This is a genomic window from Bizionia myxarmorum (genome assembly GCF_008086205.1).
Taxonomy (GTDB): domain Bacteria; phylum Bacteroidota; class Bacteroidia; order Flavobacteriales; family Flavobacteriaceae; genus Algorimicrobium; species Algorimicrobium myxarmorum.
The window spans coordinates 1,355,312-1,380,808 of record NZ_VSKK01000001.1 but is presented as its reverse complement, the minus strand read 5'-3'; the positions used below and the strand labels follow the sequence as shown (position 1 = coordinate 1,380,808).

Below are 25,497 nucleotides of genomic sequence, written 5' to 3'. Positions count from 1 at the left end.
TCTGCTAATTTTATGTAAAAGTTTTGCGAGAAGGTTCTCAAAATGAAAAAACCCCAGAGACATTTAAATATCTTTGAGGCTCTTGTGATTTTTATGTTTATGCGTTTTTTATATTTTCAATAAATTGATCAAAAAGATAGGTGGCATCATGTGGACCAGGACTAGCTTCCGGATGATATTGTACTGAAAAACAATTTTTACTTTTCATCTTAATCCCCGCAACCGTGTTATCATTTAAGTGAACATGGGTAATTTCAATATCTGTGTGCTTTTCTGTTTCCTCTCTATTAATAGCGAAACCATGATTTTGTGATGTAATTTCACCTTTTGTAGTAATTAAATTTTTTACAGGATGATTTATACCCCGATGGCCATTATGCATCTTATAGGTTGAAATACCATTTGCAAGTGCAATAACTTGATGCCCTAAGCAAATACCAAATAAGGGTAAATTACGCGAAATAATTTCTTTAGCTAAAGTTTGAGCTTCTACTAATGGCTCCGGATCGCCAGGCCCATTGGATAAAAAATATCCATCTGGTTTAAAAGCCTCCAAATCTTCAAACTTCGCATTGTAAGGAAACACCTTTACGTAAACATCGCGTTTGGCTAAATTCTTTAATATGTTCTTTTTAATTCCAATATCCAAAGCTGCTACTTTATAAGTGGCATTTTCATCACCATAAAAATAAGATTCTTTGGTAGACACTTTAGAAGCTAATTCCAAACCAGCCATATTAGGCACGTCTGCAAGTTGTTTTTTTAATTCGGCTATGTTATCAACATCGGTTGATATAAGCGCATTCATGGCACCATGATCTCTAATATAGCTTACAAGCGCACGTGTATCCACATCTGAAATAGCCAGCACATTCTGTTTTTCAAAAAACTGTTCTAAACTACCTTCTGCTGACGGTCTAGAATAACTAAAACTAAAATTTTTACAGATTAGACCAGCTATCTTAACAGAGTCCGATTCAGTTTCATCTTCATGCGTTCCGTAATTACCAATATGTGCATTGGTAGCAACCATTAGTTGTCCAAAATAGGAAGGATCCGTAAAAATTTCTTGATAACCCGTTGCTCCTGTATTGAAACACACTTCGCCAAAAGCGGTTCCTTTTTTACCAATTGATTTGCCGTGGAAGATAGTTCCGTCTGCTAAAAGAACTATGGCTTTTTCTCGTTTGTTATATTTCATTCGTTCAAAATGTTTGGCAAAATTGCATAAAAAAAAGGATAAACTAAAATGTTTACCCTCTTTTAAGACAATTAATTTCTTTTACCTTAAAGTGTTTTGTTATAACGAAGCATTTTTAAAAAATCAGCTTCATTTTTTATAGAAAGGTTATTATCTTTAATAAAATTTTTCATTTTTTTATCGTTGTCCTTAAAAAGGACTCTGAACGTTTTATTGTTAAGTTTTATTTCTTCTAATTTATCATTTTGGAGTAAATAAAAATCTTGATAAACAAAATATCTATCGTTTTCCATTTTTTCTTTAGTCATTTTACTAATAGAGCCCTTAATAATTTTGGCTTTAATTCGCTTTAAAATGGTAAATTCCTCATTCTGATCAAGAACAAAAAAGTATTTCATCTCATTATTTTTATCCTTAAGTTTTAAAGCTTTCGTATTATTTATCATAGCGAAGTCAATATCAGAATCATTGAATTCATAAAATAAACCATTTTCTAATTCTATAACCAATTTATCATTGAGACCATTATAATTACCTTCCTGGAACTTGTAATACTTATCATTTTTTGCATGAATTATTAACGTATTATCTTTGCCCTCAAAACCTAGCGGAGAACCATCAACGGGTTCACCCATTTTTGAATTGTTATTGAGTGGATTTAAAGCATCCGTAATATAAGACGATGAACCGAAATAATCTTGAGCAGCAAGCACCTGATTGGGCATCAATTCAATTGCTTGTGGAACATAATAGGTGTTTTCTGATATTTGAGAGAACCCAAACATAGAAGATGCAAGGAATGTAAAAAGTATATAATTCGTTTTCATGTGTAAGTATTTATCGTTCTGCAACTTAAAGTAATTAAAATTATTTACATGAGCAAACAAAATCTTAACTGCTGTATTATATCTATGAAAAAAATAATTTCGTTATTTAATAAAATATCTTTAAGAATTTAGGAAGCACGCTTGAAATAGTAGTTATCCAGTATAAAAAAAGGGATAAACATAAATGTCTATCCCTTTTATTTAAAAGTAAAATGGATTTATAAAGTCGAATAGTAATTAAATATTTTTAAGAAATCATTTTCATCTTTAATATTTAAGTCATTTTCCTTTATGTATTTCTTAATTTCAGTTTCTTTATCAGAAAATAATTTAGAAATCAGTTTCTTCTTTAACTTAAGACCTTCTAATTCATCACCATTTTTGATATACAAATCTTCAACCATATAATAACGATCGTTAGATGTACGAGCCTGCGTCATTTTATTAACACCGCCTGGTTTAATTTTGGATTGTCTTTTTTTAAGAATATAAACATCTTTGTTAGATGCTAAAACTTCATAAAAACGAGCGCGTTCTTTTTCACCGCTAAAACGTTTCATTTTTTTATTATTCATAAGTGCATAATCAATTGATAATGCATTCATAACATAAATAGAATCTTGACTAATTACCGATACAAACTGATCAATTTGTGCGTTATAGTTACCGTTTGGAATATTGTAATTAGTACCATCATTAGCTACTAAAACTAGTTTATTGCCACCAAGTTCAAAAGCTAAAGGCGTTCCATCTACGGAATATCTGTTTTCTACTGGTAACCAACTACCTCTTGAATTTAAAGCATCCATGGATTGACCCAATGAATTACTTTGTGTTCCTTGTAGATTTGATAGGCCACCACTACTGCCTTGCGCAAAGGAAGTCCATACTGATAGTGTTAGTACTGCTAAAATAAAAGCGTTTTTCATATTGTTTTTTTAAAATTACTGAAAACAAAAATAGGGTAAATTTTAAAAATTTACCCTATTTATACAATTCGTTAACAAAATTTAACGTTTATTCCTCTTCTTCGTTTGAAGTTTTGGTTTCTGCAGCAGGTGCAGCAGCTGGTTTAGAACCGCTTCTTCTGCTTCTACGCGTTGTTTTCTTGCTTGCTTTATCAGCGTTGTAGATTTCGTTATAATCAACTAATTCTATCATAGCCATATCAGCGTTATCACCCAAACGATTACCTAATTTGATAATACGTGTGTAACCTCCTGGACGATCACCAATTTTTGGTGCAACATCTCTAAATAGTTCAGTAACTGCATCCGTTTGTCTCAATCTAGCCATAACAATACGTCTGTTGTGAGTCGTATCTTCTTTTGATTTAGTAATCATTGGCTCAACAAATTGCTTTAAAGCTTTTGCTTTAGCAACTGTTGTGTTAATACGCTTGTGTTCAATTAATGAACAAGCCATATTAGCTAACATTGACTTTCTATGAGCAGTTTTTCTACTTAAATGGTTTATTTTTTTTCCGTGTCTCATGACATTTGTTTTATCATCTTGCTACTAAACTCGACATCGAGGAGCAAAATATGATTAATTAATCTTTATCTAATTTGTATTTTGATAAGTCCATTCCGAAGTTAAGACCTTTAACATTTACAAGCTCTTCAAGCTCTGTTAAAGATTTTTTACCAAAGTTACGGAACTTCATTAAATCGTTTTTGTTGAATGATACCAAGTCACCTAATGTATCAACTTCTGCAGCTTTCAAACAGTTTAATGCACGAACTGACAAGTCCATATCAACCAATTTGGTTTTCAATAATTGTCTCATGTGAAGCGATTCTTCATCATAAGTTTCTGTTTGTGCAATTTCATCAGCTTCTAATGTAATACGCTCATCAGAGAATAACATGAAGTGGTGAATAAGTGTTTTAGCAGCTTCCGTTAACGCATCTTGAGGGCTAATTGAACCATCTGTAATGATTTCGAAAATTAATTTTTCGTAATCTGTTTTTTGCTCTACACGGAAATTTTCAATGCTATATTTAACATTTTTTATTGGTGTGTAAATAGAATCCGTAAAGATAGTACCCATTGGTGCAGATGCTTTTTTGTTTTCCTCTGCAGGAACATAACCTCTACCTTTTTCTATGGTAATTTCCATATTGATATTTACTTTCGGATCTAAATTACAGATTACTAATTCTGAATTTAATACTTGGAATCCTGAAATAAACTTTTGGAAATCGCCAGCTGTGATTTGATCTTGACCAGAAATAGAAATAGAAACAGATTCGTTATCTACATCTTCTATTTGGCGCTTAAAACGAACTTGTTTTAAGTTTAAAATAATTTCTGTTACGTCTTCAACCACACCAGCAATTGTTGAGAATTCGTGGTCTACTCCTTCTATTCTAACTGATGTAACTGCAAATCCTTCCAAAGAAGATAATAAAACTCTTCTCAATGCATTTCCTACTGTTAATCCATAACCAGGTTCTAAAGGTCTGAATTCGAATTTTCCTTCGAAATCAGTAGAATCAATCATGATTACTTTATCAGGTTTTTGGAAATTAAATACTGCCATATTTTCTTCGTTTTAATTGTTATTTAGTTGCGCGATTTAAAAGCATGAAGAAAACTTATAAATCCTTTGGCTAAATACCAATATGTTAATTATTATTTAGAATAAAGTTCAACGATAAATTGCTCGTTGATGTTTTCTGGAATTTGAAGTCTAGCAGGAATAGATACATAAGTACCTTCTGATGTAGAATTGTTCCAAGTAATCCATTCGTAAACAGTGCTTGAATTAGCTAAAGAGTTAGTAATAGCTCCAAGTGATTTAGATTTTTCTCTAACAGCAACAACATCACCAGCTTTAAGTTGGTAAGATGGAATGTTTACTATTTCACCGTTAACAGTAATATGTCTGTGAGAAACTAATTGTCTAGCACCGCTTCTTGAAGGAGAAATTCCCATTCTGAAAACAACGTTATCTAAACGTGACTCACAATATTGTAACAATACTGTACCCGTAATTCCAGGAGCAGCAGTTGCTTTTTTAAACATGTTTCTGAATTGTTTTTCTAAAATACCGTAAGTATATTTAGCTTTTTGCTTCTCCATTAATTGGATTGCATATTCAGATTTCTTTCCACGACGCTTGTTTGCACCATGTTGACCTGGAGGATAGTTTCTTTTTTCAAAAGATTTATCTTCTCCGAAGATAGCTTCGCCAAATTTACGAGCTATTTTAGTTTTAGGACCAGTATATCTTGCCATTTTAAATTGTGTTATGAGAGTGATTATGAATTAAGGTCTTAATCTTATCCTTCGATAACCGTTAATCTCTCGTTGATACTTGTTATTAATTATTTTTTTCAGTTTGCAAATTTACATAATAATATTGACATCAACTATATAAATAATGTTGATGTCAATTATTAAAATATATATAAATTATACACGTCTTCTTTTAGGAGGACGACATCCATTATGTGGTAAAGGCGTAACATCAATAATTTCTGTTACTTCAATACCTGCATTATGAATAGAACGAATAGCAGATTCTCTACCATTTCCTGGACCTTTAACATACACTTTTACTTTTTTCAATCCAGCTTCTTGTGCTACCGCAGCAGCATCTTCAGCAGCTAATTGAGCAGCATAAGGTGTGTTTTTTTTAGACCCTCTGAATCCCATTTTACCAGCTGATGACCATGAAATTACGTCACCTTTTTTGTTGGTAAGAGAAACAATGATGTTGTTAAAAGAAGCAGCTATATGAGCTTCTCCAACAGCGTCTACTATTACTTTACGTTTTTTTGTACTTGACTTTGCCATATTGTTATAGTTTCTAGTTGTTAGTTTTTAGTGTTAGAATCCTAAACATTGCTATTTCAAACAGATTCATCTAACGGCTAAACTCTAATGACTAATGTCTATTAATTATTTAGTTGCCATTTTTTTGTTAGCAACAGTTTTTCTTCTACCTTTTCTAGTTCTAGAGTTGTTCTTCGTACGTTGTCCACGTAATGGAAGTCCGGATCTATGACGTATACCTCTGTAACATCCAATATCCATTAATCGCTTAATGTTTAATTGTGTTTCAGAACGTAATTCACCTTCAATAGTAAATGATCCAACAGCTTCACGAATGTTTCCAATTTCGTCATCTGTCCAATCTTGAACTTTTGCGCTTTCGTCAACTTTAGCAACTGCTAAAATGTCTTTTGCTCTACTTCTACCTATTCCATAGATATAAGTAAGCGAGATAACTCCTCTTTTGTTTTTTGGTATGTCTACACCTGCAATTCTTGCCATAATTATCCTTGTCTTTGTTTGAATCTAGGATTCTTTTTGTTAATGACGTAAAGTCTGCCTTTTCTGCGGACGATTTTACAGTCTGCACTTCTTTTTTTAACTGATGCTCTAACTTTCATCTGTTCCTTTATTATTAGTTTAAAACTGTTTAGATAAACCTTACGGATTTATCTTTTTAGTATCTATAAGTTATTCGAGCCTTAGTTAAATCGTAAGGACTCATTTCTAATTTCACCTTATCACCTGGTAACAACTTAATGTAATGCATACGCATTTTACCGGAAATATGGGCTGTCACAATGTGACCGTTTTCTAGTTCAACACGAAACATAGCATTTGATAATGCCTCAATAATTGTTCCGTCTTGTTCTATTGCTGATTGTTTTGCCATAGTATAATTATTGAGCTACTGCTTTTCTATTTTTACCGGTTTTCATCAGGCCATCATAATGTCTGTTTAACAAGTAAGAATTTACTTGTTGCATTGTATCAATTGCAACTCCAACCATAATTAAAAGTGAAGTTCCTCCGAAAAACAATGCCCATCCAGATTGTACATTCATAAGTTTAACGATAATCGCCGGGAACACAGCAATAAGTGCTAAAAACATAGAACCTGGTAAGGTTATTTGAGACATAATTTTATCTAAATATTCAGATGTTTCTGTTCCTGGACGAATGCCTGGAATAAAACCACCGCTACGTTTTAAATCATCTGCCATTTTATTGGTAGGTACTGTAATTGCCGTATAGAAATATGTAAAAACAATAATCAATAATGCAAATACTAAATTATACCAGAAACCAAAAATGTCAGTAAAATTTGTAGCCATCCATTGGCCAGAAGCCGTATCCTTAAGAAATGATGATCCACCAATTAAACTTGGTACAAACATAATAGCTTGAGCAAAGATAATAGGCATTACACCAGAAGCATTAAGCTTTAATGGAATATACTGTCTAGATCCAAAGACGTTTTTCTCATAACCACCAGAAGCAGTTCTTCTTGCGTATTGCACTGCAATTTTCCGAACTCCCATGACCAGCATGATAGAAGCTAAAATAATTAGCAGCCAGATTACCAATTCAAAAAGAATTAGCATAACACTGTTTGACTCTAATCTAGAAGATGCGTTTAATAAGAAGTTTTTAGGTAATGTAGCAATAATACCCACCATAATTAATAGTGAAATACCATTACCGATACCTTTATCAGTAATTTTTTCACCTAACCACATCGCGAAGATACAGCCTGTTACTAAAATGACGATAGATGAGAAATAAAACAAACCACCTTGACCTAATAAGAATGCCGATGGTGGAATTCCTAAAGCTGGTAAACTTGCTAAATAACCTGGAGCTTGAACTAAACAAATAGCAATGGTTAACCATCGCGTAATTTGATTAATTTTCTTTTGTCCACTAGCACCTTCTTTCTGAAGTTTTTGTAAATAAGGAATCGCAATTCCCATTAACTGAACTACAATAGAAGCCGAGATATATGGCATGATACCCAATGCAAAAACAGAAGCATTTGCAAACGCACCTCCTGTAAAAGCATTTAATAAACCTAATAATCCGTCTTCAGTACTACCTTGTAAACCTTCTAATTGCGCCGCATCAATACCCGGTAATACAACCTGGGCACCAAAACGATAAACCAATAACAAACTTAATGTAACAATAATTCTGTTTCTTAATTCTTCTATTTTCCAAACATTTTTTAATGTCTCTATAAATTTCATGCGCTTAAACTAGATTATAACGTTACTACTTCACCTCCTGCAGCCTCAATAGCAGCTTTTGCTGAAGCGGTAAACTTATGTGCAGATACTTTTAATTTTGACTTTAATTCGCCACGACCCATAATTTTAACAAGATCATTCTTGTTAATAAGACCTAAACTCATTAAAGATTCAAAATCAACGACATCATTTATTTTCTTTTCGTCTACCAATTTTTGAAGCGTATCAAGATTAACACCTTGATGCTCTATACGATTGACATTCGTAAAGCCAAATTTAGGAACACGTCTTTGAAGAGGCATTTGCCCACCTTCAAAACCTACTTTCTTAGAATAACCAGAACGAGACTTTGCTCCTTTGTGACCACGAGTTGCAGTACCACCTTTTCCAGAACCTTGTCCTCTACCTATTCTTTTTCCTTGACTTTTAACTGAACCTTCTGCAGGTTTTAAATTACTTAAATCCATTTTCAGTATTATTGTTTAGAATCTTCAACAGAAACTAAATGTGAAACTTTAGCTACCATACCAAGGATGTTTGGGCTGGCTTCATGCTCTACAACTTGACCAATTTTTCTAAGACCAAGAGCTTCTAAAGTTCTTTTTTGTCTTAGGGTACGATTGATTGCGCTTTTAACTTTTGTTACTTTTATCTTTGCCATCGTTCTTATCCTTTAAATACTTTTTCAAGAGAAATACCTCTATCATTAGCAATTGTTTTAGCGTCTCTTAATTGCAATAAAGCATCAAAAGTTGCTTTAACAACGTTATGTGGGTTAGATGAACCTTGAGATTTTGATAAAACATCATGAACTCCTACTGCTTCCAAAACTGTTCTCACAGCTCCACCGGCAATAACTCCTGTACCAGGAGCTGCAGGAATAATGTTTACTCTTGCTCCACCGTATTTACCTTTTTGTTCATGTGGTAAAGTTCCTTTAATAATAGGAATACGAACTAAATTTTTCTTAGCATCTTCTATTGCTTTAGCAATTGCACTAGCCACATCTTTAGATTTACCTAAACCTTGACCAACAACACCTGCTTCATTTCCAACAACAACAATTGCTGAAAATCCGAATGCTCTACCACCTTTAGTTACTTTTGTAACTCTCTGTACACCAACTAAACGATCTTTAAGATCTAATCCACTTGGTTTTACTAGCTCTGCGCTTTTGTATTTATGATACATAATTTCTTAAAATTTAAGTCCTGCTTCTCTAGCACCATCTGCTAATGATTTAACTCTCCCGTGGTATAAATAGCCACCTCTATCAAAAGAGATTGTATTTACACCTGCTTTAAGGGCTTTTTCAGCAACAGATTTTCCTACCATTGTAGCAATTTCTGATTTTGTACCTTTTGCAGAACTAATGTCCTTATCTCTTGAAGATGCTGCGCTGATAGTTTTACCAGAAACGTCATCTACAACTTGTGCATAAATTTCTTTATTGCTTCTAAAAACAGATAATCTTGGTCTAGCTTCTGTTCCAGAAACTATTTTACGAACTCTGCTTTTTATTCTTATTCTTCTCTCGTACTTTGTTAATGCCATAACTATCTTATTAAGCTGATTTACCTGCTTTTCTTCTTAATTCCTCGCCCACAAACTTCACACCTTTTCCTTTATAAGGTTCAGGTGGTCTAAAGCCGCGAATTTTGGCAGCTACTTGACCAACAAGTTGTTTATCATGAGATGTTAACTTGATTATTGGGTTTTTACCTTTATCTGATACTGTTTCAACCTGTACTTCTGGAGCAATGTGTAAAACAATATTGTGAGAAAAACCTAAAGCTAAATCAAGTTTTTGTCCTTGATTACTTGCTCTATATCCAACACCAACTAACTCTAAATTTTTTGTCCATCCTTTAGATACACCTTCAATCATATTATTGATAAGTGATCTATAAAGACCATGCTTTGCTTTTTCGTCTTTCTTATCAGAAAAACGTTCAACTATAACATTTCCTTCTTCAACTTTAATTGCTACGTCAGAAAATTCTTGTGTTAATTCACCTAATTTTCCTTTAACCGTAACCAACTTATCGTTGATTTCAACTGTAACTCCTTCTGGAATTACTACTGGGCTATTACCTATTCTTGACATGCTTTATAGTCTTTTTTAATTAGTAAACGTAACAAAGTACTTCGCCACCAACATTATCTCTTTCAGCTTGTTTGCCTGTCATTACACCATGAGATGTAGAAACGATTGCAATACCAAGACCGTTAAGAATTCTTGGAAGTTCTTTTGAGTTTGAGTACTTACGTAAACCAGGTTTACTTATACGCTGAATCTTTTTAATTACAGATTCTTTAGTATCCTTATTGTATTTAAGCGCTATTTTAATAGTTCCTTGTACAGCTGAATCTTCAAATTTGTAACTTAAAATATATCCTTGATCGAATAATATTTTAGTGATTTCTTTCTTTAAATTAGATGCTGGAATCTCTACCACTCTGTGGTTAGCACGCACTGCGTTTCTAATTCTTGTTAAATAATCCGCGATTGGATCTGTATTCATAATTATAAATTTACGGTAACGGTTTTCAATCCCGACTATTCCGGACTAAACCTGAAACCAATTAATATTTTTTACCAACTTGCTTTTCTAACACCAGGTATTAAACCTTGGTTAGCCATTTCTCTAAACATTACACGAGACAAACCAAATGTTCTCATATAACCTTTAGGTCTTCCTGTTAATTTACAACGGTTGTGCAAACGTACAGGTGAGGCATCTTTAGGTAACTTTTGTAATGCTTCGTAATCGCCTGCTTCTTTTAAAGCTTTACGTTTTTCAGCATATTTCGCTACTGTTTTTTCTCTCTTAACCTCACGGGCTTTCATTGATTCTTTAGCCATATCTTAATTTTTTTGAAAAGGTAATCCTAATTCGGTTAATAGTGATTTTGCTTCTTTATCAGTTTCTGCATTCGTAACAAATGTTATATCCATTCCTGAAATTTTGTTCACTTTATCAATGTCAATTTCTGGAAAGATAATTTGTTCTGTAATTCCTAAATTGTAATTACCTCTACCGTCAAAACCGGTTGCTTTAATACCACCGAAATCTCTAACACGTGGTAATGCTGATGTAATTAATCGATCTAAAAATTCGTACATATTTTCACCACGTAAAGTAACTTTAGCGCCAATTGGCATTCCTTTACGTAATTTAAATGAAGCAACATCCTTTTTAGAAATTGTTGCTATTGCACGTTGTCCTGTTATAGTTGTTAATTCTTCCACTGCGTGGTCAATTAACTTTTTGTCTGCAACTGCTGCACCTACACCTTTAGATAAAACTATCTTTGTAAGTTTAGGTACTTGCATAACATTTTTATAACCAAATTCGTCTTTAAGAGCTGCAATTACTCTGCCTCTATACTCTTCTTTAAGTCTCGGTGTATATGCCATAACTATATTACTTCATTTGATTTTTTAGAAAATCTCACTTTTTTGTCGCCTTCCATTCTGTATCCAACACGAGTCTCTTCACCTTTAGCGGTTAATAAAGACAAGTTAGAAATATGAATAGCTGCTTCTTTTTCAACGATTCCACCTTGAGGACTTTGTGCACTTGGTTTCATATGTTTTTTCACCATGTTCACACCCTCAACAATCGCCTTGTTCTTATCTGTTAATACCTTTAGTACTTTACCTTCAGATCCTTTATGATCTCCAGCATTTACTTTTACGGTATCTCCTGATTTTATTTTAAGCTTTGTCATTTTATTTTTCATTAAAGCACTTCAGGTGCCAATGATACAATTTTCATGAATTGTTTATCACGAAGTTCTCTAGCAACAGGACCAAATACACGTGTTCCTCTCATTTCACCCGTTGGGTTTAATAAAACACATGCGTTATCATCAAATCTTATATAAGATCCGTCTGGTCTTCTTACTTCTTTCTTAGTACGTACTACTACTGCAGTAGAAACAGCACCTTTTTTAATGTTTCCATTAGGTGTTGCATCTTTTACGGAAACAACAATTTTGTCTCCTACAGAAGCGTATCTTCTTTTAGTACCACCTAATACACGAATGGTTAAAACCTCTTTCGCGCCGGTGTTATCAGCTACTTTTAATCTAGATTCAGTCTGTAACATAATTACTTCGCTCTTTCAATTATTTCAACTAATCTCCAACATTTAGATTTACTCATAGGTCGTGTTTCCATGATCTTTACAGTATCTCCAATGTTACAATCGTTCGTTTCATCGTGTGCAACATATTTCTTTGTTTTCAACACGAATTTTCCATACATAGGATGCTTTACTTTCTTAACTTCAGCTACTACAATAGACTTCTGCATCTTGTTGCTAGTAACAATTCCTATACGTTCTTTTCTTAAATTTCTTGTTTCCATCATTCTGCAGAATTATTGTAATTCTCTTTTTGTTAATTCTGTTGCAATTCGCGCCACGTTTCTTCTTGCAGAACGCAACTGAATTGGATTTTCTAGAGGCGAAATTGCATGAGTCATCTTCATTTCTGAATAGCTCTTCTTTGTCTCACCAAGTTTCTCTTGTAACTCGGCTACAGATAATTCTTTAATTTCTGATTGTTTCATAGTATCAAATAAATTATGCTTCGTAATCTCTAGCAATTATAAATTTAGTTTTAACTGGCAATTTCTGTGCTGCCAATCTTAGTGCTTCTTTAGCAACCTCAAGTGGTACACCACCGAGTTCAAAAAGTACCCGGCCTGGTTTAACTACAGCTACCCAATATTCTACGGCACCTTTACCTTTACCCATACGTACTTCAAGAGGTTTCTTTGTAATAGGCTTGTCTGGAAAAATTTTAATCCAGATAGATCCTTCTCTCTTCATGAAACGTGTGGCGGCAATACGTGCAGCTTCTATTTGACGTGCTGTAACGAAACTTGTCTCCATTGACTTTATACCGAAGGTTCCGCTAGAAAGTAAATGCCCTCTTCCGGCATTTCCTTTCATACGTCCTTTTTGCATTTTACGAAATTTTGTTCTTTTAGGCTGTAACATTCTTTCTTTTCTTTAAAAAATTACTTTCTACGACGAGGTTTACTGTCTTTACTTGGACCACGTCCACCTTTTCCTTGCTTTTTAGATAATCCAACAAGCGGAGAAAGCTCTCTTTTTCCATATACTTCACCTTTCATGATCCATACTTTTACACCTAATCTACCATAAGTAGTATGTGCTTCAACTAAAGCATAGTCAATATCGGCTCTAAAGGTTGATAAAGGAATACGCCCTTCTTTGTAGTGCTCGCTACGTGCCATTTCAGCTCCGTTTAAACGACCACTAATCTGAATTTTGATTCCTTCAGCATTCATTCTCATAGTTGCAGCAATGGCCATCTTAATCGCACGTCTGTAAGAAATACGATTTTCAATTTGACGCGCCACACTAGATGCAACTAAAAAGGCATCAAGTTCCGGTCTTTTGATTTCAAATATATTTATTTGAACTTCTTTACCAGTAATCTTTTTAAGTTCTTCTTTTAACTTGTCTACCTCTTGGCCACCTTTCCCGATAATAATACCTGGTCTAGCAGTAGTGATAGTAACGGTTACAAGTTTAAGCGTACGCTCAATAATTACTCGTGAAACACTAGCTTTAGATAGACGTGCATGAACGTACTTTCTGATCTTATCGTCTTCGGCTAGTTTATCACCATAATCGTTTCCTCCGTACCAGTTAGATTCCCATCCTCTGATAATTCCTAAGCGATTTCCGATTGGATTTGTTTTTTGTCCCATATCTCTATCTTAACTTTGTGTGTTATTGTTAGCTCCAACCACTATTGTTACGTGGTTTGAACGTTTTCTAATTCTGTGAGCACGACCTTGTGGTGCTGGACGCAATCTCTTTAACATTGAGCCACCATCCACACGGATCTCCTTAACAAATAATTCAGCTTCTTCAATACTTGCATCTTCGTTTTTAGCTTGCCAGTTTGCAATAGCAGACATTAACAAAGTTTCTAAACGGTTTGATGCTTCTTTTTGGCTAAATTTCAAAATATTAAGCGCCTTCTCTACGCGTTCACCTCTTACTAAATCGGCTACTAAACGCATTTTTCTCGGTGATGTAGGACAGTTATTAAGTTTAGCAAAAGCGATTTCCTTTTTTGCTTCCTTAATAGCGTCTGCCATTTGTTTTTTACGACTTCCCATAGCTTACTACTTTTTACCTTTATTTTTAGCACCTGCGTGACCTCTAAAAGATCGTGTAGGTGAAAATTCTCCTAACTTGTGTCCTACCATGTTTTCAGTTACATATACCGGAACAAACTGACGTCCGTTATGTACTGCTATAGTTTGACCAACAAAATCTGGAGTAATCATAGAGGCTCTAGACCACGTTTTGATTACTGTTTTTTTGTTGCCCTCTACATTGGCAGCCACCTTTTTCTCTAATTTATAATGAACGTAAGGTCCTTTTTTTAATGATCTTGACATGACTTATTATTTCTTTCTACGTTCTACAATATATTTATTACTCGCTTTTGTTTTAGAACGGGTTCTATAACCTTTAGCAGGTATACCATTTCTAGAACGTGGATGACCACCTGATGATTTACCTTCACCACCACCCATTGGGTGATCGACTGGGTTCATCACTACTGGTCTTGTACGAGGTCTTCTTCCTAGCCATCTTGATCTACCAGCTTTACCTGATACTAACAATTGATGATCTGAATTAGATACCACACCTACTGTAGCCATACATGTAATTAACACTAAACGTGTTTCACCTGATGGTAATTTAATAGATGCAAATTTTTCACCTCTAGCCATTAATTGTGCAAATGTTCCAGCACTTCTAGCCATAACAGCTCCTTGACCTGGACGTAATTCAACACAAGAAATAATAGTTCCTAATGGGATTTGAGAAAGTGGCATTGCATTACCAATTTCTGGAGCAACATTACTTGTTCCTGAAACGATAGTTTGACCTACTTGTAAGCCAGTTTGAGCAACAACATATGCTTTCTCACCATCTTGATAGTTTAACAACGCAATAAACGCTGTTCTGTTTGGATCATACTCGATAGACTTAACTTCAGCTGGAATTCCAGTTTTGCTACGTTTGAAATCGATTATACGATACCTTTGTTTATGACCACCACCTATGTAGCGCATAGTCATTTTACCTTGACTGTTTCTACCACCAGACCTTTTTTTCGGAGCTAATAGACTTTTCTCCGGCTTATCAGTAGTAATGGCGTCATACCCATTTACTACTCTAAATCGCTGTCCTGGTGTGATTGGTTTTAATTTTCTTACTGACATTTTTTTTTGTCTTTAATTACATGTTACTGTATAAATCAATCATTTCACCTTCCGCCAGTTGTACAATTGCCTTTTTAACAGCATTTGTTTTACCATGTTGAATACCTGTTTTTGTAAACTTGGTACTTCTATCTGGACGGACATTAATAGTACGAACTTTTTCAACAGAAACGCCATAAGCAGCTTCCACCGCTTTTTTGATTTCTACCTTGTTCGCCTTCGTATTCACCGCGAATGTATAGCAGTTTCTTAACTCGCTATTTGCAGTCGCTTTTTCCGTGATTATAGGTTTAATTAAGATGTTCATCTGTTTCTTATTTACTTAAATTCGATTCAATTCCTTCTAAAGAACTCTCAAAGAGCACAACTCGATTTGCATTTAAAATCTTGTAAGTGCTTATTTCTGAACTAGTTATAACTTCAGAGCCTTTTAAATTACGTGAGGACAAATATACATTATTATTTGAACCACCCAACACAAAGAGAGATTTTTTGTTTACTAGGTCTAATGCTTTTAAAACTGCCGTGAAATTTTTTGTCTTTGGAGACTCAAAACTTATGTCTTCTAAAACTACAATTGACTTCTCATTTGCTTTCATTGTTAAAGCAGATTTACGAGCCAATCTTTTCACGTTTTTGTTTAATTTAAAGCTATAGCTTCTAGGTCTTGGTCCGAACATACGTCCACCACCTTTAAAAACTCCAGACTTAATACTACCCGCACGAGCAGTACCAGTTCCTTTTTGTTTTTTTATCTTACGTGTACTTCCAGAAATTTCTGCACGCTCTTTTGCTTTATGAGTCCCTTGTCTTTGGTTAGCTAAATATTGTTTAACATCCAAATAAACTGCATGATTATTAGGCTCAATAGCAAACACATCATTTGACAAGTCAACTTGTCTTCCTGTGTCTTTTCCGTTTATATCTAAAACTGCTACTTTCATTATTTTCTAATAATTACATAAGCGTTTTTATGTCCAGGAACACATCCTTTAACAACAAGTAGATTCTTTTCAGCAACTACTTTTAAAACTCTTAAATTTTCAACTTTTACTTGATCAGTTCCCATTCTTCCAGCCATCTTCATTCCTTTAAATACTCTTGCAGGATATGAAGCCGCACCAATAGAACCTGGAGCTCTTAATCGGTTATGCTGACCGTGAGTCGCTTGACCTACACCAGCAAAACCATGACGTTTTACAACACCTTGAAATCCTTTACCTTTAGATGTTCCAGAGATATCTACGAACTCACCTTCCATAAAATGTTCAACAGTGATAGCATCACCTAATTTGTACTCCTTATCAAAACCTTTGAATTCAACGATCTTGCGTTTTACAGAAGTTCCTGCTTTTTTAGCATGACCTAAGTCAGCTTTAGTAGCGCTTTTTTCTGTCGCGTCATCGAAACCAAGTTGTACAGCATTATAACCGTCAACTTCTTCAGTTCTGACTTGGGTAACGATACATGGTCCAGCTTCGATTACTGTACATGGAATGTTTTTTCCATTTTCATCGAAGATGCTGGTCATACCGATTTTTTTTCCAATTAACCCAGACATAATTTATCTTTATTATATTATGGACAACTCGCGATTTGTCCTGCTTGTTTTTTGTATGATTTAGTCGCGACTAAACCGTTTTTTAGAACAAGTATTTTTGTTCCTAAAAGAATTAAGGCTGAAAAATACATTTCAGCCTTGAATTGTAATTTTCCGTTTTTCCTTAACCAATCGTTAAGGACATGTAAGTTTATAACTAAACTTTGATCTCTACTTCTACACCACTTGGCAACTCTAACTTCATTAGAGCGTCAATTGTTTTTGAAGAAGACGAGTAAATATCTAATAAACGCTTATAAGAGCTTAATTGAAATTGTTCTCTTGACTTCTTGTTAACGTGTGGTGAACGTAATACAGTGAAAATTTTCTTGTGAGTTGGTAATGGAATTGGTCCCGTTACTACTGCACCTGTACTTTTAACTGTTTTTACAATCTTCTCAGCAGACTTATCTACTAAATTATGATCGTAAGACTTTAATTTTATTCTAATTTTTTGACTCATTTTCTTAAGATTTACGATTCGATACCTTTAGCAGCTTTTATAACTTCTTCTGAAATATTAGAAGGCGTTTCAGCATAGTGTGAAAATTCCATTGTTGATGTTGCACGTCCTGAAGACAATGTTCTTAATGTTGTTACATAACCGAACATTTCTGATAAAGGTACAGTAGCTTTTACAGTTTTTGCACCTGCTCTATCTCCCATATCACTCATTTGTCCACGACGACGGTTTAAATCTCCTACAATGTCACCCATGTTTTCTTCAGGAGTAATTACCTCAAGCTTCATGATTGGCTCCATTATAACAGCTTTAGCCGCTTTTGCGCAATTTCTAAATCCTATTTTAGCCGCTAATTCGAATGATAATTGATCCGAATCCACATCATGGTAAGACCCATCTCTCAATGTTACTTTCATTGAATCAATTTCATAACCAGCTAAAGGTCCATTAACCATGGCCATTTTAAATCCTTTTTCAATTGAAGGGATAAATTCTTTAGGAACGTTACCACCTTTAATTACAGACTCAAATTGAAGACCTACTACACCTGGATCTGCTGGTTCAACCGTAAATACGATATCAGCAAATTTACCACGACCACCAGATTGTTTCTTATAAACTTCTCTATGATCAGCTGCAGCCGTAATGGCTTCTTTATATTCTACTTGTGGCTCACCTTGGTTCACCTCTACTTTGAATTCACGACGTAAACGATCTACAATAATATCTAAGTGAAGCTCACCCATTCCTGATATAATTGTTTGACCTGAATTTTCATCAGTTCTAGCTGTAAACGTTGGATCTTCTTCAGCTAATTTAGCTAAAGCCATACCTAATTTATCAACATCTGCTTTCGTTTTTGGTTCAACCGCAATACCAATTACTGGGTCTGGGAAGTCCATAGATTCTAAAACAATTGGATGTTTTTCATCAGACATGGTATCACCAGTCTTAATATCTTTAAATCCAACTGCTGCTCCAATATCACCTGCTTCGATATAATCAATAGCAATTTGTTTGTTAGCATGCATTTGGTAGATACGTGAAATACGCTCCTTCTTCCCTGAACGGTTGTTCAAGATATACGAACCAGCATCTAAACGACCTGAATACGCACGAAAAAATGCTAAACGACCCACAAAAGGATCTGTTGCAATTTTAAAGGCTAAAGCAGCAAAAGGCTCCTTAACATCTGGTCTACGTTTTTCTTCTTTATCTGTATCTGGATTAACGCCTATTACACTTTCTCTATCCATAGGAGAAGGTAAATAACGACAAACAGCATCTAATAAAAACTGAACACCTTTATTTTTGAATGATGAACCACAAACCATAGGAATGATTGCCATATCCATAACAGCAGCTCTTAAAGCAGCATGTACTTCATCTTCTGTAATAGAGTTTTCGTCTTCCATGAATTTCTCAAGAAGATTCTCGTCGTAACTTGCAACTTCTTCAATCAATAAAGCACGATATTTACGTACTTCCTCTTTCATATCTTCTGGAATCTCTACTACATCAAAAGTAGCCCCATAATTTTCATCATGCCATACGATAGCTCTATTCTTTACTAAATCTACAATACCTTTGAAGTTTTCTTCATCCCCAATATTTAAAACAATTGGCACCGCATTGGAACCTAACATTTCCTTAACTTGCTTACAAACCATCATAAAATCAGATCCTTGACGGTCCATTTTATTAACGAAACCAATTCTAGGCACTTTATAGTTATCTGCAAGTCTCCAGTTAGTTTCAGATTGTGGCTCAACACCGTCCACTGCACTAAATAAGAAAACTAAACCATCAAGAACACGTAATGAACGGTTTACCTCTACGGTAAAATCTACGTGACCTGGTGTGTCAATAATGTTAAAGTGATAACTTTGTGCATCTGCAGTAGGCTCCGCGTTTTCCATAGGAAAAACCCAGTCACAAGTTGTTGCAGCAGACGTAATTGTAATACCTCTTTCTGCTTCTTGCTCCATCCAGTCCATTGTAGAAGAACCCTGGTGTGTTTCACCCATTTTATGGTTAACACCTGTATAAAAAAGAATACGCTCTGTTGTCGTTGTTTTACCAGCATCAATATGAGCAGCAATTCCGATATTTCTTGTTAATCTTAAATCTCTAGCCATATGTTAAAATCTAAAGTGTGAGAATGCTTTATTCGCTTCTGCCATCTTATGCGTGTCAACACGTTTTTTAACCGCCGCGCCTTCTTCTTTAGCTGCTGCTAAAATTTCTGATGCTAAACGTTGTGCCATAGATTTTTCGTTTCTCTTACGTGAATAGGTAATTAACCATTTCATTGCTGTAGAAACTTTACGATCTGGACGAATTTGCATTGGAATTTGGAATGTTGCACCACCAACACGACGACTACGCACTTCTACGTGAGGCATCACATTAGACAAAGCATCTTTCCACAACTCTAAAGCTGTTTTCTCCTCATCTGTTTTCTTTTCTCCTACGATATCAATTGCATCGTAAAATACTTTAAAAGCTACTGACTTTTTACCATCCCACATCATCATGTTTACGAATCTAGTTACTAACTGATCGTTAAAACGTGGATCTGGCAAAAGAGGTCTCTTTTTTGCTGCTTTTTTTCTCATGTCTTCTTCTTAAAGTTTTTTAATTACTTCTTAGGGCGTTTAGCACCATACTTAGATCTACGTTGCGTTCTACCTGCAACACCTGCTGTGTCTAAGGCACCACGTACAATGTGATATCTAACTCCTGGTAAATCTTTTACCCTTCCACCTCTAACCAATACTATCGAGTGCTCTTGTAAATTGTGTCCTTCTCCTGGAATATAAGCGTTTACTTCTTTACCATTTGTTAACCTTACCCTTGCAACTTTACGCATCGCAGAGTTAGGTTTTTTAGGTGTAGTAGTATAAACACGCGTACATACTCCACGTCTTTGTGGACACGAATCTAAAGCAACCGATTTACTCTTCTTGGTTATTTTGGTTCTTCCTTGTCTTACTAATTGTGAAATTGTTGGCATATATTTCTATATAATTTATGTTTAACCTCTCATTTGAGGGCTGCAAAGGTAGAAATAAATTTTTATTTTTCAAATCATAATCCATTAATTTTCAATAGAAATTAAAAATCAACACTAAATTTATATCAAAACAGTTCTTTTTGCGTTAGTTTTACAGTTCTAACACCAAAAAACAAGCGTGCAGAAATTTTTAATTTTTCTCCTCATAATATACGCTAGTTCATCAACCGATTTGATGGCACAAAATTTCTATTTAAAAATAGAGGACTCTATATCAAAACAACCCAATGTTCTAGATTCTATAAATTATTTTAAACGCCATTCGGATTATAGCGCTTTAAAACAAGAAGTAGATAGTGTAAAAAGCAAATTATACAAATTGGGGTATTTGGATGCCCATTGGAATAATTTAGAAAAAGAAAATGATTCTGTATTTCATGTAGCTGCTACTTTAGGACAACCTTATAAAAATATTCGAATTTATTATGATACTAAGAAATTACCGCCAACCGCGTTAAGACAATTGCGGATTCATGATAGTAACACGTATTTCACTTTACCATTTAAAGAAGTGGAACAAACCCTCAAGTTTATAAATCAAAAAATATCTGACCAAGGTTTCCCATTCAACACCGCTCAACTTCAAAATATAACAAAAGCAGATAATCATAACTTAACTGCAAATCTTATAATTTCAGGCCAAGACAGCAAACGTTATGTTGACAAAATTTTAGTTAAAGGCTATGAGAAATTTCCGAAATCTTATTTAAAATATTACTTAAAACTTAAAACGGGTAAAACTATTAACTTATCCGAAGTGAAACAGCAAACCAATTTATTACAAGAACTACCATTTGCTAATCAAATTAAAGAACCGGAAATATTATTCAGTAAAGATTCTACCATATTATATGTATACATAGAAAAAACCAAAAGCAATACCTTTGATGGCTTTTTAGGTTTTGGCACCAATGAAGAAACAAGTAAGCTAGAACTTACAGGTTATTTGAATTTAGAATTGACCAATAACTTAAATTATGGCGAATCCTTATCACTAGCATACCGAAGTGATGAAAGCGAACAAAAATCCTTCAACGCTCAAATTAAATTACCCTATTTATTCAATTCACCTATTGGAACAGAATTGGAGTTGGACATTTTCAAAAAAGACTCCTCTTTTACAACGGCATATCAAGCGGCGAAAGTGACCTACCAATTAAATTCTAAAAATCAGTTTTCGTTGGGGTTAAAATCCATCAAATCCAATAATCTTTTAAGTACGGCTAATTTAAATCCGTTTATAAAGGATTATCAATCCACTTTTTACAACATAGGTTATCAATTTATTAACCGTTTGAAAAATGAACGCCTTTTTAAGCGCAATGCCCAGATACTATTTGAAACAGGTTTAGGAAATAGAACTATAAAAACCACAAAGGATAGACAAGTACAATATTATCTGAACGCATTTAAAATATTCAACTTGAACGTTACCAACAGTATTTATCTAAAAACCGCTAGTTTCGGCTTATTTTCCAATAGCTATTTAGAAAATGAATTATCGCGGTTTGGAGGTATTAATTCTATTAGAGGTTTTGAAGAAAATAGTTTAAATGCTACTTTTTACACGCTTTTGGCAACAGAATACCGATATGCTCTGAGTCCTATTTTATACATTCATTCCATTATTGATATAGCCTATTTTGAGAACCAAATAATTGATCAAAAAGAGAAGTTATATAGCTTTGGTTTTGGATTCGGATTAGAGACCAAAGCAGGCCTGTTGCGCTTTAACTATGCCAATGGTAAAAGCGAAAATCAAACTTTCCAATTTTCGAATTCCAAAATACACCTCAGTTTATCAGCACTATTTTAGCGTTAATAGTAGATAAATTGGGAAGCTTTTTAAAATAATTTGAAATTTTAACCCTTATTTATTGTTTAATTAACTTTTTATTATGATTTTTGGCGTAGACTAATTCAAATAAAATATAAAATGAAAACAAAGTTTAGTGGAATTTTAACGCTGTTTCTAGCGTTTGTTGTGCAACTTACGTTTGCGCAAGAAAAGACAATTTCAGGAACGATTTCCGATGAAAACGGATTACCTCTTCCCGGAGTTAATATTATTGTAAAAGGTACTACAACTGGAACACAATCGGATTTCGATGGTAATTACGCCATTAATGCGAGTACTGGTGCTGTATTAGCTTATTCCTTCATTGGTTACACAACAAAAGAAATGACTGTTGGTACATCCAACAAAATTAGCTTTGCAATGGAAGTGGACAGTGAAGCCCTTGAAGAGGTAATTATTACAGCTTTAGGTGTGGAAAGAACTGCAGGTCAGTTAACAGCCGCTACGAAAGTAGTAGACGCTGAAGAACTGACGCAAGCAGCTAACCCGAATGCTGTACAGAGTTTAACAGGTAAAGTATCTGGTTTAAAAATTAACACTACGAATAATGGTGTTGATCAAACAACTAGAATTGTATTAAGAGGTAGCCGTTCATTAACAGGTAACAACCAAGCGTTGATTGTTATTGATGGTGTAATCTCTAGTGCAAATACTTTAGCTAACTTAGCTCCAGAAATCATTGCTTCTACCAACGTAATTAAAGGTGCGGGTGGTAGTGCTTTATATGGTTCTCAAGGTTCTAACGGTGTTATCATCGTAACAACTAAAAGTGGATCTGCAAGCGAAAAAATTGAAGTATCTATTAACTCATCTATCTCTTTTGAAGATGTAGCATTTGTTCCTGAGCGTCAGACTAAGTACGGTCAAGGTTGGGATGGTGTTCACACATCTTACGAGAATGGTGGTTGGGGTCCAGAATTTGATGGAACTATGCAGCCTGTAGGTTTACCTCAAGCTGATGGAAGTTATATCATGGCGCCTTACACGGGTGATAGTGATAACATCAAAGAATTCTTTAAGACTGGTACTATTTTACAAAATGGTGTTACGCTTTCTTCTGGAGATAAAACAGGAAACGTTTTACTTTCTGTTAACAACCAACAAACTGAATTCGTTGTTGAAGGTGATGAATTAAACAGAACTACTGTTTTATTTAAAGCTGGAAAACAATTAGGTAAGTGGAATGTAGGTGGTAACGTATTGTATAACACATCTTCTGTTAAAACTACAACTTCAAACTTATTTACTGAATTATTACAAACAGCGTCTAACGTTCCTGTTGCACAATTTGCTAACTCTGGAAACGAAGGTCACTGGACTGCATATTACAGAAGTCCATATTGGATGAGAGATAACATTAGAAATGCTAGTAATACTACTAGAATGAATGGTGTTATGAATGTTAAGTACGACATTAATGACAACATTAATGTTGTAATGAACTCAAGTGTTCGTAACTTCAAGTCTTACACCAGAAATTACACTAACGAATATATTGATAACATCGGTATTGGTGGTGGAGATCATTCTACAATTTCTCAATTTGGACAAAGCAACAGTGAAGAAACTAATATCTACAATGATATCTTCGTGAATTTTGACTATATGTTAACTGATGATATTTCGTTAACTGCTTTAGTAGGTAACAACATTCAAGATAACATGTTTACTGCAACTCAAGTATCTGGTAGTAACTTAACTATTCCTGGATACTATAACATTGATAACATTACAGGTAAACCAACTACATTTAACACTATTCAGAGAGACCGTCGTTTTTCTTTATTAGGAAGTGTGGATTTAGGTTATAAGGATTTCTTATACTTATCCGTAACAGGACGTAATGACTGGACTTCAAGATTAGCTTCAGATCGTAACAACTTCTTTTATCCATCTGTAGGTTTATCATTCGTACTTTCAAACGCTTTCCCAGATTTGAAAAAAGGTGGTGTATTAAATTATGCTAAAGTTTCAGGAAACTGGGCTAAAGTAGGTAACGACCGTGTTGGGCCTTACCAAATTCAGTCTACATTAAACCAGGCAACTGGATATCCATTTGGAGGTTTAAACTCTTTCGTATTAGATCAAACAATTGCTGATCCATTATTAGTGAATGAGTTTATTGAGTCTTATGAGTTAAACCTTAGTTTAGCTTTCTTTAAAGGTGATAGAGTACGTTTAGATGTTTCTGTATACGAAACTAAAAACACGGATTTAGTTACAGGTATTACTACCTCTGCTACTTCTGGTTTAGCTAACACAACTGTTAACGTTGCTTCTTCTACAACTACTGGTTTTGAAGTAGATTTAGGTTTAACACCTATTAGAACAAAAGATTTCCGTTGGGATTTAGATCTTAACTTTGCTACGGATAAAACTATCATTGACAAAATTTCTGATCAATCAAACGAAGTTGCTTTAGCTGCTTTTGATGATGTAGGTATTTTTGCTACAGCTGGAGAAGAGTTTCCTTTAATTAAAGGTACTGCTTACCAAAGAGATGATCAAGGTCGTGTATTAATTGACCCATCAACTGGTAACCCATTAAAAACTGGAAGTTTCCAAGTTTTAGGTAAATCTAACCCTGATTATATAGTTGGTTTAAATACAGCTGTTAACTACAAAGGTATTAGACTTGCTGCTGTAATGGATTATAGAACTGGTCACCAATTTTGGGCTGGTACTAAAGACTGGTTATCTTGGTCAGGTCACTTAGTAGAATCTGCTGAAGGTGGACGTAGAGGATTTATTTTCCCTAACTCTGCAATCAATACAGGTACTGCTGCTAACCCAGTTTACCAAGCAAATACAAATATTATTACAGGAGGTACAACTTATTCTAATTACCTAAACTATTTCTCTAATGAGTATAGAAGTGTAAGTGAAAACTTTGTATTAGATGCAACTGCCTTTAAAGTAAGAGAATTATCATTAAGTTATGCTTTCTCAAAAGAGATGTTAGATAACGTAGGATTAACAAGTTTAAGACTAGGTATTAACGCAAGAAACCCTTTCACTGTATTACCTGCTGAAAACAGAGGTTATGCGGATCCAGAAATCGGAAGAAGTTCTGGTAACGATCAAGGTTTAAGTGTTACCGGTCAATATCCTATTACAAGAACATACGGTATGACTCTTAATTTAACTTTTTAATA

The 25,497-nt window shown here is 34.3% G+C and carries 37 protein-coding genes; 2 read left to right on the top strand and 35 right to left on the bottom strand.

Annotated elements, in window-relative coordinates:
* Positions 1-97: 97 nt before the first annotated feature.
* The 35 genes from carA to rpsL form a co-directional block, all read right to left on the bottom strand.
* The gene (carA, locus tag ES674_RS06280) at positions 98-1,201 is read right to left on the bottom strand and encodes a glutamine-hydrolyzing carbamoyl-phosphate synthase small subunit (protein WP_148403110.1); all 1,104 of its coding nucleotides are present in this window, start codon (positions 1,199-1,201) and stop codon (positions 98-100) included.
* 86 nt (positions 1,202-1,287) lie between these two features.
* Entirely contained in the window at positions 1,288-2,028 is a 741-nt protein-coding gene (locus ES674_RS06275) for a hypothetical protein (protein WP_148403109.1), read from the bottom strand.
* 218 nt (positions 2,029-2,246) lie between these two features.
* The gene (locus tag ES674_RS06270; protein ID WP_148403108.1) at positions 2,247-2,957 is read right to left on the bottom strand and encodes a hypothetical protein; all 711 of its coding nucleotides are present in this window, start codon (positions 2,955-2,957) and stop codon (positions 2,247-2,249) included.
* A gap of 88 nt (positions 2,958-3,045) precedes the next feature.
* Positions 3,046-3,522 (bottom strand): 50S ribosomal protein L17, encoded by a 477-nt coding sequence (gene rplQ, locus ES674_RS06265; protein ID WP_148403107.1) that lies wholly within the window; start codon positions 3,520-3,522, stop codon positions 3,046-3,048.
* Between the two features lie 58 nt (positions 3,523-3,580).
* Positions 3,581-4,573 (bottom strand): DNA-directed RNA polymerase subunit alpha, encoded by a 993-nt coding sequence (locus ES674_RS06260; RefSeq protein ID WP_148403106.1) that lies wholly within the window; start codon positions 4,571-4,573, stop codon positions 3,581-3,583.
* 92 nt (positions 4,574-4,665) lie between these two features.
* Positions 4,666-5,271, bottom strand: a complete 606-nt coding sequence (gene rpsD / locus ES674_RS06255; protein ID WP_148403105.1) for a 30S ribosomal protein S4 — start codon at positions 5,269-5,271, stop codon at positions 4,666-4,668.
* Positions 5,272-5,448: 177 nt separating this feature from the next.
* Complete coding sequence (rpsK, locus tag ES674_RS06250) at positions 5,449-5,832, bottom strand: 30S ribosomal protein S11 (RefSeq protein WP_148403104.1); 384 nt, start codon at positions 5,830-5,832, stop codon at positions 5,449-5,451.
* A 105-nt stretch (positions 5,833-5,937) separates the two neighbouring features.
* The gene (gene rpsM / locus ES674_RS06245) at positions 5,938-6,312 is read right to left on the bottom strand and encodes a 30S ribosomal protein S13 (RefSeq protein WP_148403103.1); all 375 of its coding nucleotides are present in this window, start codon (positions 6,310-6,312) and stop codon (positions 5,938-5,940) included.
* 2 nt (positions 6,313-6,314) lie between these two features.
* Entirely contained in the window at positions 6,315-6,431 is a 117-nt protein-coding gene (gene ykgO, locus ES674_RS06240) for a type B 50S ribosomal protein L36 (RefSeq protein ID WP_013305171.1), read from the bottom strand.
* Between the two features lie 56 nt (positions 6,432-6,487).
* On the bottom strand, positions 6,488-6,703 hold the full coding sequence (infA, locus tag ES674_RS06235) for a translation initiation factor IF-1 (protein ID WP_008636002.1): 216 nt from the start codon (positions 6,701-6,703) through the stop codon (positions 6,488-6,490).
* Between the two features lie 7 nt (positions 6,704-6,710).
* Positions 6,711-8,057 (bottom strand): preprotein translocase subunit SecY, encoded by a 1,347-nt coding sequence (gene secY / locus ES674_RS06230; RefSeq protein WP_148403102.1) that lies wholly within the window; start codon positions 8,055-8,057, stop codon positions 6,711-6,713.
* Between the two features lie 14 nt (positions 8,058-8,071).
* Positions 8,072-8,524: a 50S ribosomal protein L15 gene (gene rplO, locus ES674_RS06225; protein ID WP_148403101.1), complete on the bottom strand. Its 453-nt coding sequence runs from the start codon at positions 8,522-8,524 to the stop codon at positions 8,072-8,074.
* Positions 8,525-8,532: 8 nt separating this feature from the next.
* Positions 8,533-8,718, bottom strand: a complete 186-nt coding sequence (rpmD, locus tag ES674_RS06220; RefSeq protein WP_148403100.1) for a 50S ribosomal protein L30 — start codon at positions 8,716-8,718, stop codon at positions 8,533-8,535.
* Positions 8,719-8,723: 5 nt separating this feature from the next.
* Positions 8,724-9,248 (bottom strand): 30S ribosomal protein S5, encoded by a 525-nt coding sequence (gene rpsE / locus ES674_RS06215; protein ID WP_148403099.1) that lies wholly within the window; start codon positions 9,246-9,248, stop codon positions 8,724-8,726.
* 6 nt (positions 9,249-9,254) lie between these two features.
* Positions 9,255-9,611 (bottom strand): 50S ribosomal protein L18, encoded by a 357-nt coding sequence (gene rplR, locus ES674_RS06210; protein WP_148403098.1) that lies wholly within the window; start codon positions 9,609-9,611, stop codon positions 9,255-9,257.
* Positions 9,612-9,621: 10 nt separating this feature from the next.
* Positions 9,622-10,164: a 50S ribosomal protein L6 gene (gene rplF / locus ES674_RS06205; RefSeq protein WP_148403097.1), complete on the bottom strand. Its 543-nt coding sequence runs from the start codon at positions 10,162-10,164 to the stop codon at positions 9,622-9,624.
* 19 nt (positions 10,165-10,183) lie between these two features.
* Positions 10,184-10,582, bottom strand: a complete 399-nt coding sequence (gene rpsH, locus ES674_RS06200) for a 30S ribosomal protein S8 (protein ID WP_148403096.1) — start codon at positions 10,580-10,582, stop codon at positions 10,184-10,186.
* Between the two features lie 71 nt (positions 10,583-10,653).
* Positions 10,654-10,923 (bottom strand): 30S ribosomal protein S14, encoded by a 270-nt coding sequence (rpsN, locus tag ES674_RS06195; RefSeq protein ID WP_148403095.1) that lies wholly within the window; start codon positions 10,921-10,923, stop codon positions 10,654-10,656.
* Between the two features lie 3 nt (positions 10,924-10,926).
* Entirely contained in the window at positions 10,927-11,478 is a 552-nt protein-coding gene (gene rplE, locus ES674_RS06190) for a 50S ribosomal protein L5 (protein ID WP_148403094.1), read from the bottom strand.
* A gap of 2 nt (positions 11,479-11,480) precedes the next feature.
* A complete protein-coding gene (rplX, locus tag ES674_RS06185; RefSeq protein WP_148403093.1) occupies positions 11,481-11,792 on the bottom strand; it encodes a 50S ribosomal protein L24 in 312 nt (103 codons plus the stop codon).
* A gap of 11 nt (positions 11,793-11,803) precedes the next feature.
* Positions 11,804-12,172 (bottom strand): 50S ribosomal protein L14, encoded by a 369-nt coding sequence (gene rplN / locus ES674_RS06180; RefSeq protein WP_148403092.1) that lies wholly within the window; start codon positions 12,170-12,172, stop codon positions 11,804-11,806.
* Positions 12,173-12,174: 2 nt separating this feature from the next.
* Positions 12,175-12,432 carry a 30S ribosomal protein S17 gene (gene rpsQ / locus ES674_RS06175; RefSeq protein WP_040288031.1) on the bottom strand — a complete coding sequence of 86 codons (258 nt, stop codon included), beginning with the start codon at positions 12,430-12,432 and terminating at the stop codon, positions 12,175-12,177.
* A 12-nt stretch (positions 12,433-12,444) separates the two neighbouring features.
* Positions 12,445-12,636: a 50S ribosomal protein L29 gene (gene rpmC, locus ES674_RS06170; protein ID WP_148403091.1), complete on the bottom strand. Its 192-nt coding sequence runs from the start codon at positions 12,634-12,636 to the stop codon at positions 12,445-12,447.
* Positions 12,637-12,649: 13 nt separating this feature from the next.
* Complete coding sequence (gene rplP / locus ES674_RS06165) at positions 12,650-13,069, bottom strand: 50S ribosomal protein L16 (protein WP_148403090.1); 420 nt, start codon at positions 13,067-13,069, stop codon at positions 12,650-12,652.
* Between the two features lie 20 nt (positions 13,070-13,089).
* Complete coding sequence (gene rpsC / locus ES674_RS06160; protein ID WP_148403089.1) at positions 13,090-13,809, bottom strand: 30S ribosomal protein S3; 720 nt, start codon at positions 13,807-13,809, stop codon at positions 13,090-13,092.
* Positions 13,810-13,818: 9 nt separating this feature from the next.
* Positions 13,819-14,226: a 50S ribosomal protein L22 gene (gene rplV, locus ES674_RS06155; protein WP_148403088.1), complete on the bottom strand. Its 408-nt coding sequence runs from the start codon at positions 14,224-14,226 to the stop codon at positions 13,819-13,821.
* Positions 14,227-14,232: 6 nt separating this feature from the next.
* Entirely contained in the window at positions 14,233-14,511 is a 279-nt protein-coding gene (gene rpsS, locus ES674_RS06150) for a 30S ribosomal protein S19 (protein WP_148403087.1), read from the bottom strand.
* Positions 14,512-14,517: 6 nt separating this feature from the next.
* The gene (rplB, locus tag ES674_RS06145; protein ID WP_148403086.1) at positions 14,518-15,345 is read right to left on the bottom strand and encodes a 50S ribosomal protein L2; all 828 of its coding nucleotides are present in this window, start codon (positions 15,343-15,345) and stop codon (positions 14,518-14,520) included.
* A gap of 16 nt (positions 15,346-15,361) precedes the next feature.
* Complete coding sequence (gene rplW / locus ES674_RS06140) at positions 15,362-15,652, bottom strand: 50S ribosomal protein L23 (protein ID WP_066252504.1); 291 nt, start codon at positions 15,650-15,652, stop codon at positions 15,362-15,364.
* A gap of 7 nt (positions 15,653-15,659) precedes the next feature.
* Positions 15,660-16,289 (bottom strand): 50S ribosomal protein L4, encoded by a 630-nt coding sequence (rplD, locus tag ES674_RS06135; RefSeq protein ID WP_148403085.1) that lies wholly within the window; start codon positions 16,287-16,289, stop codon positions 15,660-15,662.
* A complete protein-coding gene (gene rplC / locus ES674_RS06130; RefSeq protein ID WP_148403084.1) occupies positions 16,289-16,906 on the bottom strand; it encodes a 50S ribosomal protein L3 in 618 nt (205 codons plus the stop codon). Before rplC ends, rplD begins: the two co-directional genes overlap by 1 nt.
* Before the next feature lie 196 nt (positions 16,907-17,102).
* Positions 17,103-17,408: a 30S ribosomal protein S10 gene (gene rpsJ, locus ES674_RS06125; protein WP_010181931.1), complete on the bottom strand. Its 306-nt coding sequence runs from the start codon at positions 17,406-17,408 to the stop codon at positions 17,103-17,105.
* Positions 17,409-17,419: 11 nt separating this feature from the next.
* Positions 17,420-19,546, bottom strand: coding sequence for an elongation factor G (fusA, locus tag ES674_RS06120; protein WP_148403083.1), 2,127 nt, complete (start codon positions 19,544-19,546; stop codon positions 17,420-17,422).
* 3 nt (positions 19,547-19,549) lie between these two features.
* A complete protein-coding gene (gene rpsG / locus ES674_RS06115) occupies positions 19,550-20,026 on the bottom strand; it encodes a 30S ribosomal protein S7 (RefSeq protein ID WP_148403082.1) in 477 nt (158 codons plus the stop codon).
* Positions 20,027-20,049: 23 nt separating this feature from the next.
* A complete protein-coding gene (gene rpsL / locus ES674_RS06110) occupies positions 20,050-20,424 on the bottom strand; it encodes a 30S ribosomal protein S12 (RefSeq protein ID WP_148403081.1) in 375 nt (124 codons plus the stop codon).
* Between the two features lie 235 nt (positions 20,425-20,659).
* Between rpsL and ES674_RS06105 the strand changes: the two genes are divergently transcribed.
* Positions 20,660-22,300 (top strand): POTRA domain-containing protein, encoded by a 1,641-nt coding sequence (locus tag ES674_RS06105; RefSeq protein WP_148403080.1) that lies wholly within the window; start codon positions 20,660-20,662, stop codon positions 22,298-22,300.
* Between the two features lie 120 nt (positions 22,301-22,420).
* Positions 22,421-25,495: a SusC/RagA family TonB-linked outer membrane protein gene (locus tag ES674_RS06100; RefSeq protein ID WP_148403079.1), complete on the top strand. Its 3,075-nt coding sequence runs from the start codon at positions 22,421-22,423 to the stop codon at positions 25,493-25,495.
* Positions 25,496-25,497 lie beyond the last annotated feature (2 nt).